The sequence below is a fragment of the Pseudoalteromonas sp. Cn5-37 genome, from assembly GCF_021532495.1.
GTDB classification, from domain to species: Bacteria; Pseudomonadota; Gammaproteobacteria; order Enterobacterales; family Alteromonadaceae; genus Pseudoalteromonas; species Pseudoalteromonas simplex.
In genome coordinates, this window is the sequence record NZ_JAKGBA010000003.1 from 167,297 (window position 1) to 185,485 (window position 18,189).

18 protein-coding genes are annotated in these 18,189 nt (G+C 40.9%); 10 read left to right on the top strand and 8 right to left on the bottom strand.

All coding sequences use genetic code 11. The annotated features are described in order from the left end of the window. Window positions 1-308: 308 nt before the first annotated feature. Complete coding sequence (locus L1266_RS07330; protein WP_235377185.1) at window positions 309-1,415, bottom strand: phosphoribosylaminoimidazolesuccinocarboxamide synthase; 1,107 nt, start codon at window positions 1,413-1,415, stop codon at window positions 309-311. Between the two features lie 217 nt (window positions 1,416-1,632). Between L1266_RS07330 and L1266_RS07335 the strand changes: the two genes are divergently transcribed. The 4 genes from L1266_RS07335 to L1266_RS07350 are packed head-to-tail and all read left to right on the top strand — an operon-like array spanning window position 1,633 to window position 5,173. Further along, window positions 1,633-2,706: a CDP-glycerol glycerophosphotransferase family protein gene (locus L1266_RS07335; protein ID WP_235377186.1), complete on the top strand. Its 1,074-nt coding sequence runs from the start codon at window positions 1,633-1,635 to the stop codon at window positions 2,704-2,706. Between the two features lie 16 nt (window positions 2,707-2,722). Further along, on the top strand, window positions 2,723-3,421 hold the full coding sequence (locus tag L1266_RS07340; protein ID WP_138598859.1) for an ABC transporter ATP-binding protein: 699 nt from the start codon (window positions 2,723-2,725) through the stop codon (window positions 3,419-3,421). Then, the gene (locus L1266_RS07345; RefSeq protein WP_235377187.1) at window positions 3,408-4,676 is read left to right on the top strand and encodes an ABC transporter permease; all 1,269 of its coding nucleotides are present in this window, start codon (window positions 3,408-3,410) and stop codon (window positions 4,674-4,676) included. The genes L1266_RS07340 and L1266_RS07345 overlap by 14 nt, the downstream gene beginning before the upstream one ends. 8 nt (window positions 4,677-4,684) lie before the next feature. Continuing rightward, window positions 4,685-5,173: a DUF3299 domain-containing protein gene (locus tag L1266_RS07350; RefSeq protein ID WP_235377188.1), complete on the top strand. Its 489-nt coding sequence runs from the start codon at window positions 4,685-4,687 to the stop codon at window positions 5,171-5,173. 33 nt (window positions 5,174-5,206) lie between these two features. Here L1266_RS07350 and mutM read toward each other — a convergent pair whose 3' ends face one another. Together mutM and L1266_RS07360 are read right to left on the bottom strand one after the other, a co-directional pair. Continuing rightward, a complete protein-coding gene (gene mutM, locus L1266_RS07355; RefSeq protein ID WP_054552701.1) occupies window positions 5,207-6,016 on the bottom strand; it encodes a bifunctional DNA-formamidopyrimidine glycosylase/DNA-(apurinic or apyrimidinic site) lyase in 810 nt (269 codons plus the stop codon). A gap of 11 nt (window positions 6,017-6,027) precedes the next feature. Next, a complete protein-coding gene (locus tag L1266_RS07360) occupies window positions 6,028-6,519 on the bottom strand; it encodes a hypothetical protein (RefSeq protein ID WP_054552702.1) in 492 nt (163 codons plus the stop codon). A gap of 151 nt (window positions 6,520-6,670) precedes the next feature. Here L1266_RS07360 and L1266_RS07365 point away from each other — a divergent pair, with 151 nt between their 5' ends. Then, window positions 6,671-7,597, top strand: a complete 927-nt coding sequence (locus tag L1266_RS07365; protein WP_235377189.1) for a manganese-dependent inorganic pyrophosphatase — start codon at window positions 6,671-6,673, stop codon at window positions 7,595-7,597. A 70-nt stretch (window positions 7,598-7,667) separates the two neighbouring features. On the opposite strand, the gene rlmB is transcribed toward L1266_RS07365, so the two are convergent. The 5 genes from rlmB to L1266_RS07390 form a co-directional block, all read right to left on the bottom strand. Further along, complete coding sequence (gene rlmB, locus L1266_RS07370; RefSeq protein ID WP_054552704.1) at window positions 7,668-8,414, bottom strand: 23S rRNA (guanosine(2251)-2'-O)-methyltransferase RlmB; 747 nt, start codon at window positions 8,412-8,414, stop codon at window positions 7,668-7,670. Beyond that, window positions 8,411-10,894 (bottom strand): ribonuclease R, encoded by a 2,484-nt coding sequence (rnr, locus tag L1266_RS07375; protein WP_235377190.1) that lies wholly within the window; start codon window positions 10,892-10,894, stop codon window positions 8,411-8,413. The genes rlmB and rnr overlap by 4 nt, the downstream gene beginning before the upstream one ends. A gap of 145 nt (window positions 10,895-11,039) precedes the next feature. Next, window positions 11,040-11,642, bottom strand: a complete 603-nt coding sequence (locus L1266_RS07380) for a response regulator transcription factor (RefSeq protein ID WP_054552706.1) — start codon at window positions 11,640-11,642, stop codon at window positions 11,040-11,042. Next, entirely contained in the window at window positions 11,639-12,757 is a 1,119-nt protein-coding gene (locus tag L1266_RS07385) for a sensor histidine kinase (protein ID WP_235377191.1), read from the bottom strand. Before L1266_RS07385 ends, L1266_RS07380 begins: the two co-directional genes overlap by 4 nt. Window positions 12,758-12,771: 14 nt before the next feature. Further along, window positions 12,772-13,098, bottom strand: coding sequence for a DMT family transporter (locus L1266_RS07390; protein WP_054552883.1), 327 nt, complete (start codon window positions 13,096-13,098; stop codon window positions 12,772-12,774). A 215-nt stretch (window positions 13,099-13,313) separates the two neighbouring features. Between L1266_RS07390 and L1266_RS07395 the strand changes: the two genes are divergently transcribed. From L1266_RS07395 to L1266_RS07415, 5 genes are all read left to right on the top strand, one after another. Next, window positions 13,314-14,162: a DUF350 domain-containing protein gene (locus tag L1266_RS07395; protein WP_228290552.1), complete on the top strand. Its 849-nt coding sequence runs from the start codon at window positions 13,314-13,316 to the stop codon at window positions 14,160-14,162. A 20-nt stretch (window positions 14,163-14,182) separates the two neighbouring features. Beyond that, complete coding sequence (locus L1266_RS07400; RefSeq protein ID WP_054561029.1) at window positions 14,183-15,001, top strand: hypothetical protein; 819 nt, start codon at window positions 14,183-14,185, stop codon at window positions 14,999-15,001. Next, window positions 14,991-16,517 carry a polyamine aminopropyltransferase gene (locus L1266_RS07405; RefSeq protein WP_235377192.1) on the top strand — a complete coding sequence of 509 codons (1,527 nt, stop codon included), beginning with the start codon at window positions 14,991-14,993 and terminating at the stop codon, window positions 16,515-16,517. The genes L1266_RS07400 and L1266_RS07405 overlap by 11 nt, the downstream gene beginning before the upstream one ends. An 87-nt stretch (window positions 16,518-16,604) precedes the next feature. Further along, window positions 16,605-17,471 (top strand): DMT family transporter, encoded by an 867-nt coding sequence (locus L1266_RS07410; protein WP_235377193.1) that lies wholly within the window; start codon window positions 16,605-16,607, stop codon window positions 17,469-17,471. Continuing rightward, on the top strand, window positions 17,468-18,166 hold the full coding sequence (locus L1266_RS07415) for a glycerophosphodiester phosphodiesterase (RefSeq protein ID WP_235377194.1): 699 nt from the start codon (window positions 17,468-17,470) through the stop codon (window positions 18,164-18,166). Before L1266_RS07410 ends, L1266_RS07415 begins: the two co-directional genes overlap by 4 nt. Window positions 18,167-18,189 lie beyond the last annotated feature (23 nt).

The window sequence follows — 18,189 nt, forward strand, 5'->3', positions numbered from 1 at the left end:
TCTATTGTTAAGTTATACCTAATCATTTCATTGATAGAGACCGGTTTTAGGCAAGAAAGTATTGACGAAAAACTTAAAACTTAGTGAATTAGTTACAGTAATAACTTTGCTTAGTATTACTTTCGTTATCAATTAATCTGTAATGTCAGAAAGGTGGAGACTATTGGGATCATGTTTATCCCGTTTAATTACCTTATACATCATTCAGAAATGAGTACAGAAGGTAATAAAAAGCCAAGCAATGTTATTTGTGACAGCTTGGCTTTAAAAATAGCATCTTAGCTATGAATAAAATTAGTAAATGCCTATTAATCGTGCTTAATTAAGCCATAATCACTATCTAAAATTGCGATTACTTCATTTCTTGGGTCACTAGGAATAGTGATTTCTTGACCAATAATTTTACTCGCAATGCCAACGTAGGTATCAGACACTTCAAGCATCACTGATTCTGGCAAGGTGTAGTCTTTAGCAAGCTGCTCACGCTCGCCCATACGGTCTTTATTTAATAACACGTCGCTGTCTGGCACGTTATTAATTAATAACTGGCGGAAACCCTCTTTTGAGTTTTCAATGATTTTACCGTCACGGTAAGCTGGACCATCCCAGATACGTGATGAGTCTGGTGTGCCTACTTCATCGATATAGATAAGCTTATCTGAACCATCAATGTCTTCAACATAACCAAATTCAAATTTAGTATCGACAAAGATTTGATCAAGCTGTGCAAGTTCATCACTGATCAGCTTAAAGCCTTCAACAAGTAATTGCTCATATTTAGCGACATCATCTTCAGATTTGAAGTTAAAAACAGCTAAATTATTCGTAATATTTTCACGGGTAATATTTACATCATCTACTTCAGGGATCTCAGCAACACCGGTAATAATGCCTTTCGTTGATGGCGTAATTAACACTTCATCTAGCTTTTGGTTCGCAGCTAAGTCTTCTGGTAAATCAATACCACAGAAACTACGTGTACCTTTGGCGTAGTCACGCCACATACTGCCAGTAATATATTGGCGCGCAATGGCTTCAACTTTTACTGTACTTGCTTTACGCACAATCCATACATATGGATGTGGAATATCAACAATATGGTTACCAGCAAGACCTGCTTTATCAAATAACTTAAACCAATGAGATGCCACAGAGTTTAGCGCGATGCCTTTACCAGGCACACCATTTAAACCGTTTTCACCTTGCCAAATACAATCAAACGCAGAAATACGGTCAGAAATAACCATAATAGCTAGCTCAGTTCCTTTTGGAACTTGATAACCTTTTTCATTAATTAAACGAGCGCTGTCTTCATCAGTTAACCAATAAACTGAACGCACTTTACCACTGTGTACCGCACCTTTGGTACGGATCGGTAAATCATCGTTTACGTCTAAAACTTTATAGCTAGTCATGCTATCTCCGATAGTATTTGGCATGCTCATGTGAGCACATGTATGGGATTGGGGTTATGGCCGCCTATAATAATCTAGACGCCTTGAAAGCTCAATCATTGCACTATCATCAGCAGCCTGCGGACGTGATAAAAAACATAAAAATTTAAACTTCCAGTAATTTTGCTGTCATAAACATTATTTCGCTATAATAGCGACCTCGCAATAGGAGGTTTTCTTGGATTACTTAGCAGCTACCGCAAACAAAAAATACTTAATGTTTATTTCGCAGAACTATTCGTACGCGATCTTACGCCCATTACAACGGGAGATTTTAGCCCGAGGTGGCGAAGTTCGCTGGTTTTTGTTCGGCGATGAAGTAAATCCAAACTTCCTTCACCAAGATGAGATTCGATTATTATCAGTAGATGAGCTCAAAGACTGGCGTCCAGATATCGTGTATGTACCAGGGAATGTGGTGCCGGATTTCATCCCTGGTAAAAAAGTGGCTGTTTTCCATGGTTTCAATTCAGGAAAGCGCATGAATAAAGGTGTTGATAATCACTTTAATATTCGAGGGTGCTTCGACTTATATTGCACTCAAGGTCCAACAACCACGACTACTTTTTTAGAGCTTGCCCAGCAACATGGATTCTTTAAAGTAAAAGAAACGGGCTGGCCGACGCTCGATCCTTACTTTAGTGAGATTGAAAACAATCCATACAAAAATCATGATGACAACAGAAAAACCTTATTGATTTGCTCGACTTTCTCAAAGCGCCTTTCTCTTGCACCTAAATTATACGAACAAATAAAAGCATACAGTGAGCAAGGCAAGTGGCGAATTTTGGTGCAATTTCACCCAAAAATGCCAAGCGAGATTGTTGAACAATACAAGGCTCTACAAAACGACAATCTAACATTTGTCGAGACTGATAACGTATTACCACTATTACAAGCAGCGGATGTTATGCTGTGTGATACCTCGTCTATTTTGCTTATGTTTATCTTACAAAGAAAACCTGTGGTGACTTTTTGTAATCATGGTGCTGGTGAACATTTAGTTGATATTACAGATGCAGATAAAGTTGCCGAGGCAATTGACTATGCATTGAGTAAGCCTGCGGAATTAATGGCAAAAATCGAACACTTCTGCCAGCAACTGCATCCTTACCAAGACGGCTTATCGAGTCAACGTGTACTTGCTGCTAGCAATGAATTACTATTAAGCAATCCTGCACTTAAGCCGAAACCACGTAATTTTATTCGTAATTTTAAAATGCGCAAAGAGTTAAATTACTGGCGATGGTAACAATTCATAGGTCGTTATGATCACGCTTGAAAATGTGCTTTTTAAATGGCACGCAAAACAACCTGAGCCGACGATCAATATTACTAAGCTAGATATTGATCAAGGCGAACATGTTTTTCTTCACGGTCCGAGTGGTTGTGGTAAATCAACGTTATTATCCCTGCTTGCTGGTGTCACAGTGCCAACACAAGGCAATATCCAGCTTCTTGGTAAAGCGATTAACCAACTGAGTAATAGTAAACGTGACCGTTTTCGTGCCGACCATATTGGCTATATTTTTCAAAACTTTAATTTACTGCCCTATTTATCGCCCATTGAAAACGTGACTTTGGGTTGCCAATTTTCAAAGCAAAGGCAAAAAAACGCATTAAAAAATAGTGCAACAATAGCCGCGGAGGCAAGCCGCCTACTCACTGCTTTAGGATTAAACGACGCCTTGCAACATCAAGCCGTTGCACAGCTGAGTATAGGTCAGCAACAAAGAGTTGCCGCAGCGCGAGCTTTTATCGGCAGCCCTGAAATTATCATTGCAGATGAACCTACCTCAGCACTCGACACGCAAAATCGCCAAGCCTTCGTAAAATTATTATTTGAACAGGCAAACGCAGCAAATAGCACGCTAATTTTTGTTAGCCATGATGAAACATTACAAACGCTATTTACCCGCAGTATCAGCCTTGTTGAGTTACAAGGAGGCACAGATGCTACTCATTAAACTCGCCACAAAAAGTTTATTAAACCGAAAGGCCAGCGCCCTACTCACCCTGTTTACCATTGCTATCAGCGTAATGCTACTCATGTCGATTGAGCGGGTTCGTGTCGATGCTAAAAGTAGCTTTAGCAATACAATTTCTGGTACTGATTTAATTGTCGGTGCGCGTACCGGTGATATCCAACTACTGCTGTCTTCGGTATTTCGGATTGGCCATGCTAATAATGGTGTGAGTTGGAAAAGCTACCAATACATCTCTGGGCAACGGGGTGTGAAATGGGCTATTCCTATGTCACTTGGCGACAGCCATAAAGGTTTAGCTGTACTTGGTACAAATAAAGACTATTTCGAGCATTATCGCTTTGCTAAAAAGCAGCCGTTAAGTTTTTCGCAAGGTCATGATTTTAATCACTTATTTGAAGTTGTATTAGGTGCTGAGGTTGCCAATACCCTTGGCTATCAACTTGGTGATGAAGTGGTGATTGCACACGGCATGGGCAATACCAGCTTTCATAATCATGACGATAACCCATTTAAAGTGGTCGGTATTTTAAACCCAACGGGGACACCTGTTGATAAAACCCTGCATATTCCACTTGCAGCAATTGAAGCGATTCATGGTGGTCATGCTCATCAGCATGAAGCCGCTCAGGCAGATGCAAATGACCATGACCAGCATGATGATGTTGATTTAGTTGGCACACCAAAGCAAATAACCGCTTTTTTACTTGGTTTCGATTCACCTCTTTATACTTTACAAGTACGTCGTAATATCAACCAATACAAAGATGAGGCACTGCTTGCCATCATGCCAGGTGTTACTTTGCGTGAGCTCTGGGAAATGCTCTCTATCGTTGAAAAAATCTTGCTGTTATTTTCTATTGTTGTGGTATTGATCAGTTTGCTTGGCATGTTAACGAGCCTGCTTTCGAGCTTAAATCAACGCCGCAGAGAACTTGCTATTTTGCGCTCTGTTGGCGCAAGGCCATGGCATATTTTCACTTTGATCAGTGTCGAGTCGTTACTTATCACAGGGCTTGGCTGCATTGTTGGCACCGCACTGTTCTATGCTTTAATGCTACTCGGCGCAGATTACTTGCAAAGCCATGCCGGAATAAGCCTAAATATTGCTTTACTGTCATCCTATGAACTCATGCTCTTAGCTGCGATAATGGTCGCAGGCTTTATTGTTGGGTTAATTCCTGCAACCCGTGCGTATTTCTACTCTCTTGCTGATGGTATGAGTATTAAAATTTAAGGAATGTTATGCCGTTTTTTCGAAAATTCGTCGCTTTAGTCGCATTAGTTGTGTGTGCTAGCGCTAATGCTGGCGCACCTAAAGAAATCTTCTGGGAAGATTTAATTCCAAAAGGTCATGTGCAAATCGACACCCAAGCACAAGCAAACCATGAAGGATCTGAGCAAAACTGGGTGCAACCAGACCTTGATGCACCTGTGGTAAAAGAGCTTAATGGAAAGTCAGTAAGTTTGCCTGGTTTTGTTGTGCCACTAGAAGGTGATAGCGAAGTGATCACCGAGTTTTTATTGGTACCTTACTTCGGAGCTTGTATTCACGTGCCACCACCGCCACCAAATCAAATTGTGCATGTCACGATTAAAGATGGCGTGCCAATCGAAAGCCTATACGATGCGATTGTCGTGACTGGCGTTATCAGCACCGAAACCTGGTCTGGTGAAATTGCTCAAGTCGGCTACAAGATGAAAGCCGTTGGTGTAGCACCATTTGAACTGTAATGAAAAAGCACGCCTTGGCGTGCTTCTTCATTGTTATTTTTGACAATTAGAGCAGTACACAGTGCTTCTTTGTCCTAACCTAATTTCTTTTAATGGCTCTTTACACGTTACACATGGCTCACCTTTGCGACCATAAACCAGTAATTGCTGGGCAAAATAACCGGGCTTACCATCACTTTGAGCAAAATCTTTTAATGTTGTGCCGCCTTGCGTGATAGCCGCAGCAAGTGTTTCTTTAATAATAGGCACTAATTGCTGATAACGCTTTAAAGACACCTTGCCAGCTTCTCGTTTCGGGTGAATTCCGGCCTTAAATAACGATTCATTAGCGTAGATATTACCCACACCAACGACCACAGCGTTATCCATAATAAACTGTTTTATCGGTACTTTTTTATTTCTAGACTGTTCGTAAACACGCTTTGCAGCGAACTCATCGGTAAGTGGCTCCGGCCCGAGTTTGGTTAACAAGGTATGACATTCGCCTGGCGCTTGCCATAAGCAGGCACCAAAGCGACGCGCGTCGTTGAGTCTTAGCGCTTTACCTGAGGCTAAAATAAATTCGATATGGTCGTGCTTTTTTAATGGCTCATCAGCACTCACAACTCGTAAGTTGCCCGACATTCCTAAGTGCAAAATAACACTACCCAGCTCACAACCGAGTAATAAATATTTTGCTCTACGCTCTACTGAAGTAACTTTAAGTCCTTGTAATTGATATACATCATCAGGCACAGGCCAACGCATACTGGCGTTATGAATATTTACTTTGGTCACTGTTTGGTTAAGCACATGCGGCGTTATTCCCAAACGGCTAACTTCAACTTCTGGTAATTCAGGCATCTGTGACTCTCTTAAAACGGGTATAACGGAAATAACTTAGCAGCATCAGCTTGTTCAAGCTCAAATACTCGTTGTAACCGCTTATCTAATAAATAGTATTGCTGATCTATGTTGTACAACTGATACACCGCTGGCAACTGCTCCCCGGCTAGCCACACGGAGGCAACATAATCAGCCGATGTCTGTGAAATTTTACTAACAGGGAGACTGGCAATAGTCAGTTTTTGATGTTGCCAAAGTTCAACGAGTTGTTCGAGCTGCTGCTCATCGCCTTGCCATGTGGTTTCTTGCAGTGATTGGCTACGCCAAGAGGTGCCGATACGCTCGATTTTTAATTCTGGAAATGCCATTGCTAAAATGAAGCTTTGCTCTGGGAGTAATGCTTGTACTCCTTCTTCAACGGGCTGTGTATTGAGCTTTTTATGTAGGCCATTGAAGAAAAAAATCATCAATAGCATCGAAATAATCACCACATTATTCCATGCTTTTCGGCTCAAGCGCATCAGTATCTTCCTCAGTTTTCAATATCTTAAAGTGTAACCAAAAAGGACATTAATTGGCAGTTGTAATTGATCAACAAAATTTCATGTCTGTTATGTATCAATCTGTCGATACTTTGCTAAAATATCCGCCAAATTTAAAGGAGTTCCGTCAATGTCAATGTATGTAGTGGGTCATAAGATCCCTGATTCAGATTCAATTTGCGGTGCAATTGCGCTTGCTTACTTAAAAAACCAGATCAATGAACCTGCGATCCCGACGCGTTTAGGTGAAGTATCACCTGAAACACAATTTATCCTAGATAAATTCGGTTTCGAAGCACCTGAGCTAAAACTTAGCTACGCAGGCGAAGACGTTTATATCGTTGACCACACAGAAAAAACACAAGCACCTGATGACATCGATGAAGCACGCGTTGTAGGTGTTGTTGATCACCACAAACTAGGCGACTTAACATCATCAACACCACTTGAGTGTTGGATCCGCCCAGTGGGTTGTTCAAACACTATCATCAAAATGATGTATGACTTCTACAACGTAGAGATTCCAAAAGATATCGCAGGCATCATGTTATGCGCTATCTTAAGCGACACTGTAATCTTTAAATCACCAACGTGTACAACAGCTGATATCAAATGTGTTGAAGCACTTGCTGAAATCGCTGGCATCGAAGATTTCAAAGAACTGGGCATGGAAATGTTCAAGGTTAAATCAGCAGTTGAAGGCACGCCTGCACGTGATTTAGTAATGCGTGATTTCAAAGACTTCAACATGAACGGTAAGCTAGTAGGTATTGGCCAGCTAGAAGTTATCGACCTTGCTGTATTTGATGAGATCAAAGCAGATCTTGAAGCTGACATCGCAAAGCTTAAAGAAGAAGGCGGTCGCCACTCAGTATTACTCCTGTTAACTGATATCATGAAAGAAGGCTCTGAAATGCTAATTGCGTCTGATGACGTATCAGTAATCGAAGCTGCCTATGATGTTAAATCAGAAGACGGTCACGTATGGTTAGATGGCGTATTAAGCCGTAAGAAGCAAGTAGTACCACCACTACAAGACGCTTTTGCAAAGATCTAATCTTACGAAATAGATACAAAAAAAGCCGATGTTACATCGGCTTTTTTTGTGTCTGAAATTTTCGCGGTAGTTAGATTTGCGTTGCATTACGCTGACGTAACACTTCAAATAAACAAATACCGGTCGCAACTGACACATTTAAACTAGATACCGTACCAGCCATTGGGATTTTAACTAATAAATCACAATGCTCACGTGTAAGACGGCGCATACCATCCCCTTCAGCACCCATAACAACAGCCATTGGCCCTGTTAGATTTGCATCAAATAACTCAGTATCTGTTTCACCGGCAGTGCCGACAACCCAAACGCCAGCATCTTTAATTTCACGTAGCGTACGCGCAAGATTGGTGACTTGTACCAATGGCACTGTTTCTGCTGCACCGCATGCGACTTTACGCGCTGTGCCGTTCAGTTTTGCAGACTTATCTTTAGGAACGATAATCGCGTGCACGCCCGCAGCATCTGCACTGCGTAAACAGGCACCTAAGTTATGCGGATCTGTTATGCCATCAAGTACCAGCAAGAAAGGCGTTTCTTCACGGGCTATGATCTCATCAAGATCTTTTTCGTTATACATGCGCGCCGCTTTTACATTAGCGATAATGCCTTGGTGCTGCTCACCATTTGCTTTATTATCAAGCGCTTTACGCTGCATAAACTGTACAGAAATACCGAATTTACGTGCTTGGTCAATAACCGGGTTTAAGCGTTTATCTTCACGTCCTTTTAAAGCGTATATTTCTAAAAAGCGCTCAGGCTCTTTTGCTAATATTGCTTCAACTGAGTGAAAACCAAAAATTAATTCATTACTCACGTATTATTTGCTCCTCGGCCATTACGTTTACGGGCATTCTTACCCGGTCTTTTTGCCTTTTTGGTGGTTTTTTTCTTACTCTTCTTTTTGCCAACTTTTACAGCATCAGCTTGTTTACTATTAGGCTTTTTACGCCCTTTAGAAGGTGAAGACTTGCCACGTTTTTCATTCTCTTTATCGCCTGATTTTGCCTCAAAGCTGCCTGACAGCGCTTTTTTACCAGGAATTTTACCTGCTTTAAGCTGGGCACGAACACTTGGTTTTGCAGGGGCACTACGGCCACGACGACGCGCATAACGGTCTTGTTGCGCTTCACCTGCTAACACTAAGTTTATGCGTCGCTCATCAAGACTGACAGATGACACCTGAACCGTTAGTTTATCGCCTAAACGATAAACGGTGTGCGTTTGTTCACCAATCAAGCAATGCTTAGCACCATCGTAATGGAAGTACTCATTGCCTAGGTTAGTTACATGGATCATACCGTCGATTTGTAAATCATCTAAGCGTACAAATAGACCAAAGTTAGTTACCGATGAGATCACCCCACCAAATTCGTCACCAACATGGTCTTGCATAAATTCACATTTAAGCCAATCTGCGACTTCACGAGTCGCATCATCAGCACGGCGTTCAGTGGTTGAACACTGCTCACCTAAAATATCAACTTCGTCATCAGTGTAGGCATACTCACCCGATGTTTGCTGACCTTGCGCTTTAAGTACCGCTTTAATTGCACGGTGCACCACTAAATCAGGATAACGACGAATAGGCGACGTAAAGTGGGCATACGCCGGTAAAGCTAAACCAAAGTGGCCAATGTTATCAGGCTGATACACCGCTTGCTTCATTGAACGGAGCAGCATGGTTTGAATAAGCTCAGCTTCTGGGCGGTCGCCTAATTTAGTTAACACGTGAGTGATTTCTTTTGGTGTTGGCTCATCAGAAATCGCGGTTTCGATACCAAGCTCTGATAAAAAGTTTCTGAAGAAACCAAGCTTTTCAGCATCAGGCTCATCATGCACACGATAAAGCGCACTTGCCTCGTGCTTTTCTAATAATCGGGCTGCCGATACGTTCGCTAAAATCATGCACTCTTCGATAAGTTTGTGTGCATCATTGCGAACCACTGGCACGATTGATTCAATCTTACGGTGTGCATTAAACACAAAACGCGTTTCTAAGGTTTCAAACTCAATCGCACCACGTTCTTGGCGTGCTGCTTTTAGTGCCATATACATTTGCTGTAAGTCAGTTAAATGCGGCACCATCTCGGCATATTCTTCACGCAGCTTTTCATCGCCTTGTAAAATCGCATTCACTTTCGTGTAGGTAAAACGAGCGTGTGAATTCATCACCGCTTCGTAAAATTTATACCCAGACAACTTACCTGCTTCTGATACTGTCATCTCAGCAACCATACACAAGCGGTCAACTTTCGGGTTTAATGAGCATAGGCCATTCGATAACACTTTTGGCAGCATCGGAATAACTTGCTCAGGGAAGTACACTGAGTTACCACGCTCGATCGCTTCTTTATTCAGAGGCGTGTTCATTCCTACATAGTGCGACACATCGGCAATGGCCACCCATAAACGCCAACCACCTGAAGGCTTGCGCTCACAATAAACGGCATCATCAAAGTCACGGGCATCTTCACCGTCAATGGTCACCAGCGGTAAGTCACGTAAATCAACACGACCTTGCTTTGCTTGCTCATCAACAAACTCACCTAAATGAGCAACTTGCTTTTCAACCGCTTCTGGCCACACATGAGGAATATCGTGATTGCGTAGTGCAACTTCAATTTCCATACCCGGTGCTAAGTGCTCACCTAGTACCTCTGTGACTTTACCTACCGCATTCATATGTCGGCTAGGGTTTTGGGTAATTTGCACCTGCACCATTTGGTTGTGGCGCGCGCCATTTTCACTACCCGGTAGTATCATAATGTCTTGCGTTATGCGTGGGTCTTCAGCCACAACAACTGCAATACCATGCTCAACAAAATAGCGGCCAACTATCGGTGCACGTTCATTGGTTAAGACCTTAATGATACGTGCTTCGCATTTGCCGCTAGATCCTTTGCGATTGCCTTTAGCAAGCACAATGTCACCGTGCAACACCATATTCATTTGGTGCTTGGCGATAAACCAATCTTTACTCTCACCTTCAACTTCTAAAAAGCCGAATCCGTCACGATGACCAATGACCTTACCTTTAACCAAGCCAGATTCATCAATCAATGCGTAGCATTTAAACTTATTGAAATACAGTTGACCATCGCGCTCCATAGCACGTAAACGACGTTTGAACGCAATTTGACGCTCTGTATCATTAACATGTAATTCGTCACAAAGTTGTGTGAAGTTTGCTGGTTTGGCACGAGATTCTAAGTGAGTAAGTATAAACTCACGGCTAGGGACGGGGTTTTCGTACTTTTCTTGTTCTCGACTGAGATTTGGATCCTGTTTTGACATTCACTATCTTGTTAGTTGGTTATGTTGTTATTTTAACCCATAACCTAACAATGAGACAGGCAAAAGCTATGAAACTTTTAAGAAATTAATTAAACCTGTTTTCGCACTCAAATTGCTCAATAATTTAATAGCAAAATTAAGGACCTTATAACCACCCTTTTCTCTTTGCAATTCTAGCAGCGTCGATACGGTTACTTGCATTTAATTTACTAATCGCCTCTGACAAGTAATTACGTACGGTTCCCTCACTTAAGTATAATTTAGCTGCAATCATTTGCGTTTTTAACCCCTCTGCAGCTAACTTTAATGATGCCCGCTCTTTTTCAGTTAGTGGGTCTCTATCATCTAAAGCACTTAAAACTAATTCAGGATCTATCACTTTATGCCCAGACATGACTTTTTTAAGTGCTAGAATTAAACTATCACTTGATGCCTCTTTAAGAATAAACCCCTTTACACCAGCATCTAAAGAGCGCCTGATATAGCCTGCTTTAGAAAAAGTAGTCATGATTACTATACGACTTTCACTCTTTTCTATTGCCAATTTTTCAGCAAGTTCAATTCCTGATAACTCCGGCATTTCAATATCTGTAAGAACGATGTCAGGTTTACACTTTGGTATTTCAGCAAGCGCCACCTTGCCATTTTCAGCCTGACCAATTACTTGAATATTTTCATCAAGGCCTAAAAGAGCAGCAACAGCTCCTCTAACTAACGCTTGATCTTCAACAAGATAGACTCTTATCATTCTGCCCGCTCCGATTTAATACTCAAAGGCAATTTAATAAATGCAACGAACTGTTGATTACAAAAACTAAACTCGGCCTTTCCCCCTAGCTGTAGAGATCGCTCTTTAATTCCCGATAGACCATTTCCAAGTGTAATTTGGCTAGTTTCATTTGCATTATTTTTCATTTTAATGTCAACACTATCCAGTGTTTGTAATATTGATATTTCACAATATTTAGCACTACTGTGGCGCAATATATTGGTTACAGCCTCTTTAATTATTAGGTTAACAACTCCTTCTAATTTTGCCGGCAAGTCAACAACCTTAATATTACGAATAACTTTGAAGCCACTCTCCTCTAACCGAACAATTAACCTATTAATTTGTGTATCTATATCCAATTCTTTTAAATCAGTTACAACTTTTCTTACATCGCTTAATAGCTCCCTAGCCAACTCCGCAACCTGAAAAATTTCCGACCTTGCTTGAGCCTGTCTATTAGCTTGACTTAATTTGCTCGCGAGCTCCGCTTTTAAAGCGATTGAAGATAAAGAATGGCCTAACACATCATGCAAATCTCTAGCTATGCGCTCTCGCTCTGCAATTGCTGCAAACTGCTCTAACTGTTTGCTATTTTGCTTTTCTCGGCGTTTATGGAAAAATTCATTACGCCCTGCAATGCCATAACTAAATAAAGCGACAAGCAATATAAGAGAACCACTGAGAAAATACTCAGCATAATTTTCATTGATTATTTGGCTACTAGATAGCAAAGCTAAAAGTAGTATCGAAATTGCAAAAATACGCGCACGGTTCGAAAAGTTATAGCCTACAATATATGCTACAAAGCCAAATAAAGTCGCGGAGCCAACTGTTAGATAACTAGCAATGACACAAACCAAAATAAGCGACATTAGCTGCAGCCAAACTTGTTCTGTTCCTCTTAGTGTTGCTTTCACATACAAATAAATAAAAATTAAGTACAACAGAACAATCGTGAACATCTGCATAAAGTCAGTGCTTTCAATTTGGAAAATACTCGGAAGCAAATAGAATCCCGAAAAAAGCAGTGGCCCCCAATTCCAAAAAGAGGTCAAATTCGTTTTTTTATCCTTAAGCCGACTATTTAACATATCACTTGCTTCTTTTAGTTGGTTTGAAATTTTAGCCCAATTATTCCGACTAAAATTAATATAATACAGATTATCTGAAATATGGTAATAGACTCTCTAAGCCATATCACACTAAATATTGATACCCCAACAGTACCAATACCGACCCAAATCGCATAACTAATCCCGAGAGGTAATGACTTTAAAGCAAATGACAAAAAGGCAAAGCTGGCCCACATAGCTGCAAATGTAACAACTGAAGGCCATAGTTTAGTAAAGCCATTTGACTGCTTCATAGCAAGTGCCCAAATAACCTCAAAAATTCCTGCAATTAATAAACTTATCCACGCCGCATTATTCATTTTTATTCCTCCAAAAAGTAGAGGCTTAACTATTACTTTTTCTACTTGCTGGAATAAGTGAATTTTGTCATTGATTGAACTGACAATTGTCATAAAAAAGCGATGAAACTTTTAAGAAATTGATTAATTCTGCCAAAAATGAAGCTTTGATATTCTTTGCAACAAACACTCTGTGTTAATATTTTCGGAAAATAACAACAAGCTAACATAATTATATGGATATTAACTTAACCCATTACCTCGCAACGATGGCCTATAACAGCGCCTACATTGGTCTATTCATTGCGATTATAGCCGTTGCAAAACTGTCGTATAACTTAGCAACCCCTTATAACACCACCAGCCAATTAACCGACAATGCCAACAGTGCTTTAGGTTTATCTATTGGTGGCTATTTAGGGGCAATTACCATTATTTATGGCTTTGTTTTAGCTGGGCCTAGCCAAGGTTTGCTAAGCGATTTGATGAATGTATCACTGTACAGTGTATTAGGTATGGTACTGCTAACCTGCTCACGTATTTTGAATGACAAGTTACTGCTGCGTTTGTTCTGCAACCAAGAGCAATTAATTAACCAACAAAACGAGGCGGTTGGCCTAGTACAAGCGGCAAACTATATGGCTGCAGCGCTGATCATTGGTGGTGCATTAACCGGCGAAGGCAGCTGGTTATCGGCCATTGTGTTTTATTTTTTAGGACAACTAATGCTGATCATTTTTGCCAAAGGCTATGATCACCTCACTGCTTTTAATCTTCACGAACAGCTCGAAAAAGGCAACAAAGCCGTAGCGCTTAGCTTTTCTGGCACCATGTTGGCGCTAGCTATTATCTTGTGTCATGCGCTCATTGGTGGCTTTCATAGCTGGCAACAAAGCTTAAGCTTATTCTTTATTGACGCGTTATTTGGCTTTTTAATTTTACCAATTGTGCGTTACCTCGTTGATAAAATTATCTTTAGCAAAATTTCACTCGACCAAGCAATGCACGACAAAAACACCGCCGTTGCGGTTATTGAAAGCAGCATTGCAATCTGTGTTGCTGTTATCATCACTATCGCTATTTAAGCTTATTTATGGAGTAATGGATGAACATCTATAAGCTTTTTATTATTGCCGCTATCACATTTGTTGTTTGCTTAGTGATACGTGCAGATCTACAAGCGCCACTTATTAGTGGCCAATATGGCAACTTTAAAGACTACGACGGACAAGACAAACCTTACCTATTTACAGTGCCAGAAGATGGCCAAATGATGCGCTTAGAAATTAAAGGCAGACTGCCTTTAAACTCATGGAAAGCCATTGATATCGAAATTTTTGACCCTGATGGTAACTACTTATTTAGTTACTCTGATGAACTTTGGGCCGAAACCGGACACGATTCAGATGGTAAATGGACTGAATACCGTGATTATACTCACCACGATGTTCACTTCCCTAAAAAGGGACAATATAGCGCCTACGTCAGCAGTACGTTTGGCCCAAATAAGCGTGCCGAACATTTTAGTTATACGTTTCGTATCATTCCAATCAAAGGTAACAGTAATTTCATGTTACCGCTGTTATGGATTTCTGGCTTCATCGGCGGTGTAGCGCTATTTGTAATGCTGCATCGTTTAGAGGCTGAGCGTGAAGGCTCTGATATTACTTATAAACCAATCAATAAGTTAAACCCTGAGGCTATAAAAGCAATGGAATCGCGCATCTCTGTTTGGCCTATTGTGTTACTGTTTTTAGCCCCCGTGCTTTTCTTTTCTTTCTTGGCATATAGCAAAGGTGACAAAGAGCAAGATTGGCAAGTTTACTCCTATCACCACCTCACGATAAGCGTTGATAAACAATTGCGTGAGCAAAGTATTGGCAGTGCAGGTTTCCGTTCACGAGGCGGCCCAGGTGGTAAATAAATCAATTCGCGAAAGCCACATTTTACTGTTTAGTATTTTTGTTGCTGGCCTTTGCTCAATTATCTATGAGCTACTGATCGCAACCACTGGTGCCTACTTTTTGGGTGATAGCATCACCCAATTTTCTCTGACAATTGGCGTCTATATGGCGGCAATGGGGGTTGGCTCTTATTTTTCGCGTTTTGTGCCTGATAAGCCATTGCTAGTGTATTTTATTGGTTTTGAGCTTGCGCTTGCACTACTTGGTGGTTTGAGTGTGCCATTGCTGTATTTCTGTTATGCGTTTGGCTTACCACTGCAAGCCATTAGTATTTTACTCACCACGCTAATAGGGATTTTGATTGGCTTAGAAATTCCGCTATTAAGTCGCCTAATGGAAAAACATTATGCGCTAAAAGCAAACCTCGCCAATGTGTTATCTATTGACTACTTTGGCGCCCTACTTGCGACTTTACTGTTTCCTTTTCTATTTTTACCTTGGCTTGGGGTTTTTAAAACAGCGTTAAGTTTTGGCTTAATGAATCTAAGTATTGCGCTGTTATTGCTGTGGTACTTTATCGACCATATCAGCCCAAATCGTCGAAAAGTGCTTAGGCTCACGCTTGTTTTAGTTAGCTTAATATTGGTGCTTTGTTTATTTGCGAGTAAACAGCTCACCCATCTTTGGCAAAGCCAAATCTACGATGACCGTGTTGTACACTCAGAGCAAACGCCCTATCAGCAAATTGTACTCACTCGTCATAAAGATGATATTCGGCTTTATTTAAACGGTGGCTTGCAATTTTCATCGATTGATGAGTATCGCTATCACGAAGCGCTTATTCATCCCGCTATGGTGCGCCATGGTAATGCAAAACGTATTCTAATTTTAGGTGGTGGCGATGGCTTGGCGGCCAGAGAGCTTTTGAAATACCCGCAAATTGAGTCTGTTACTCTAGTCGATTTAGACCCTGCAGTAGCTAGGCTTGCGCAAACTAATCACAACCTGACAACTCTTAACAAGCACTCACTCAGTGACCCTAAAGTGACGGTTATTCATCAAGATGCTTATGTGTTTATTGAGCAAAGCGAACAGCTGTTCGATATTATTTTTATTGATTTACCTGATCCAAAAGCAATCAATTTAGCACGGCTTTACAGTCAGCAGTTTTATCAACTAGTAAAAACACGATTACCAAATAACGGTATTGTAGTGACCCAGGCCACCAGCCCATTTTTTGCGAAACACGCATTTTGGTCTATCAATAATACGCTCATTGCAGCAGGCTTTGCGCACACCTTGCCTTACCATTTAAATGTACCCTCTTTTGGAGAGTGGGGCTTTGTTATGGCTTGCAACTTGATGTGTAGTAACCAACAAGTATTACCGGTTAAAACCCGCTTTTACCGCCCAGAAAATGACGCACAATTGTTTATTTTTACCCCAGATATTAGCGCTAACAATGAAAAAGTATCGACGCTTGATGAGCCTAATGTGCTGCACTATTACTTGCAGGGGTGGAAATATTGGAACTAAACGAATGAATTAGCCCATTTAGGGAGTTTACAAAGTAAAGGATTACCGTTACAAAGAGAGTTAATAACAACAATAACAAGGTTTGTAATGCAGGCGCACAAACAGAGCCTAATATACTTACATATTGCAGTACTCCTATTTGGGGGGACTGCATTATTCGCTAAACTAGTCAGCCTAAGTGCATTAGATATTACCGTTTACCGAACAGCGATTGCTGGCTGTGCCTTACTGATCTTACTTACAATTCAACACAAAGCGATTAAGCTTCACTCGCGTCGCGACTACCTTATAGCCTTGTTACTTGGTGTCACTGTTGGAATACATTGGCTCACCTATTTCGCAGGTATGCAATTAGCAGGAATTGCTGTCGGTATGATTGCCTTTTTTTCTTATCCTGTTATCACGGTGTTTTTAGAGCCTTTTTTTCATGGCAGCAAACCGCAGCTCAAAGATATTTTTAGCGCCTTAGTAGTAATGCTTGGTATTTATTTACTTATTCCTGATGCCAGCTTAGGCAATGATGTCACCCTCGGTATTGCTATTGGTATTTTGTCAGCGTTCTTTTTTGCTTTTCGAAATATCGTTCATAAGCGTTACTTTAGCCAATATAGCGGCCCACAAACCATGCTTTACCAAACTTGGATCGCCTGCATTATGCTGTGTGCCTTTGTCGAGGTACCGCCATTACAAGTTGATACAATAAATTGGCTGCTATTAATTACTGTAGGGGTTATTTTTACAGCAGCACCGCATTCACTGTTTGCAGCAAGCCTAAAAAACTTATCAGCTTCAACCGCTGGTTTAATATCGTGTTTGCAGCCTTTATACGGTACGTTTTTCGCTTTTTTAATTTTGCATGAGCAACCTTCAATTAGCACTCTTATTGGTGGCGCACTAGTTATTAGTGCCGCTTTTTATGAAACATGGTCAGTGACTCGTAGGTATAAGCAATGATGAAAGTATTCGCTCACAGAGGTGCCAGTGGTACCTACCCAGAAAATACTCAAAGCGCCATTATCGCCGCTGTTGATTTAGCAGTAGATGGCATCGAAATTGATGTGCAAAGCTGCCTTGATGATTACATGATTATTCACGACACTTGGCTTGATCGTACAACTTCAGGTCGCGGTAAAGTAAACGCCTGCTCAAAAGAGCAAATTCAACAATACGATGCAGGCAATGGCGAATGCGTGCCCACTTTACAACAGGCAATCGATTGGGTTGGTAATAAAACTTTACTTAATTTAGAGCTTAAACATACTTTTTCGTTAGACAAGTTTGTAGAGCTTATTGAGTCAAATGTCAGTGCAGGGAAAATATCTCGGGATAACCTGTTAGTCTCTTCATTTGATCACCACCAACTGATGTGGCTAAAGCAAAAACTGCCGTGGGTAAAGATTGGTGCACTTACCGCTTCTATCCCAATTAATTACAGCGAGTTTGCGCAAAAACTGCATGCCTATAGCATTCATGTAGATAAAAACTTTATAAACCATGAGTTTGTTGCTGACGCAAAACAACGCGGCCTTCAAGTTTATGCTTACACGGTCGATAAAGTGGAAGATATCGAATTAATGCTAGAGTATGGCGTAGATGGTATTTTTACTAATTTTCCGTGCCATGCACAAATGACACTGCAGTCACTGTAACTCAACAAAACTAAGCTATACTG

Excerpts from the sequence above, each read along its gene's own strand:
- L1266_RS07330 (WP_235377185.1), bottom strand. The coding sequence starts at position 1,415 with ATGACTAGCTATAAAGTTTTAGACGTAAACGATGATTTACCGATCCGT.
- L1266_RS07340 (WP_138598859.1), top strand. The coding sequence starts at position 2,723 with ATGATCACGCTTGAAAATGTGCTTTTTAAATGGCACGCAAAACAACCT.
- L1266_RS07345 (WP_235377187.1), top strand. The coding sequence starts at position 3,408 with ATGCTACTCATTAAACTCGCCACAAAAAGTTTATTAAACCGAAAGGCC.
- L1266_RS07350 (WP_235377188.1), top strand. The coding sequence starts at position 4,685 with ATGCCGTTTTTTCGAAAATTCGTCGCTTTAGTCGCATTAGTTGTGTGT.
- mutM (WP_054552701.1), bottom strand. The coding sequence starts at position 6,016 with ATGCCTGAATTACCAGAAGTTGAAGTTAGCCGTTTGGGAATAACGCCG.
- L1266_RS07360 (WP_054552702.1), bottom strand. The coding sequence starts at position 6,519 with ATGCGCTTGAGCCGAAAAGCATGGAATAATGTGGTGATTATTTCGATG.
- L1266_RS07365 (WP_235377189.1), top strand. The coding sequence starts at position 6,671 with ATGTCAATGTATGTAGTGGGTCATAAGATCCCTGATTCAGATTCAATT.
- rnr (WP_235377190.1), bottom strand. The coding sequence starts at position 10,894 with ATGTCAAAACAGGATCCAAATCTCAGTCGAGAACAAGAAAAGTACGAA.
- L1266_RS07380 (WP_054552706.1), bottom strand. The coding sequence starts at position 11,642 with ATGATAAGAGTCTATCTTGTTGAAGATCAAGCGTTAGTTAGAGGAGCT.
- L1266_RS07385 (WP_235377191.1), bottom strand. The coding sequence starts at position 12,757 with ATGTTAAATAGTCGGCTTAAGGATAAAAAAACGAATTTGACCTCTTTT.
- L1266_RS07390 (WP_054552883.1), bottom strand. The coding sequence starts at position 13,098 with ATGAATAATGCGGCGTGGATAAGTTTATTAATTGCAGGAATTTTTGAG.
- L1266_RS07395 (WP_228290552.1), top strand. The coding sequence starts at position 13,314 with ATGGATATTAACTTAACCCATTACCTCGCAACGATGGCCTATAACAGC.
- L1266_RS07400 (WP_054561029.1), top strand. The coding sequence starts at position 14,183 with ATGAACATCTATAAGCTTTTTATTATTGCCGCTATCACATTTGTTGTT.
- L1266_RS07410 (WP_235377193.1), top strand. The coding sequence starts at position 16,605 with ATGCAGGCGCACAAACAGAGCCTAATATACTTACATATTGCAGTACTC.
- L1266_RS07415 (WP_235377194.1), top strand. The coding sequence starts at position 17,468 with ATGATGAAAGTATTCGCTCACAGAGGTGCCAGTGGTACCTACCCAGAA.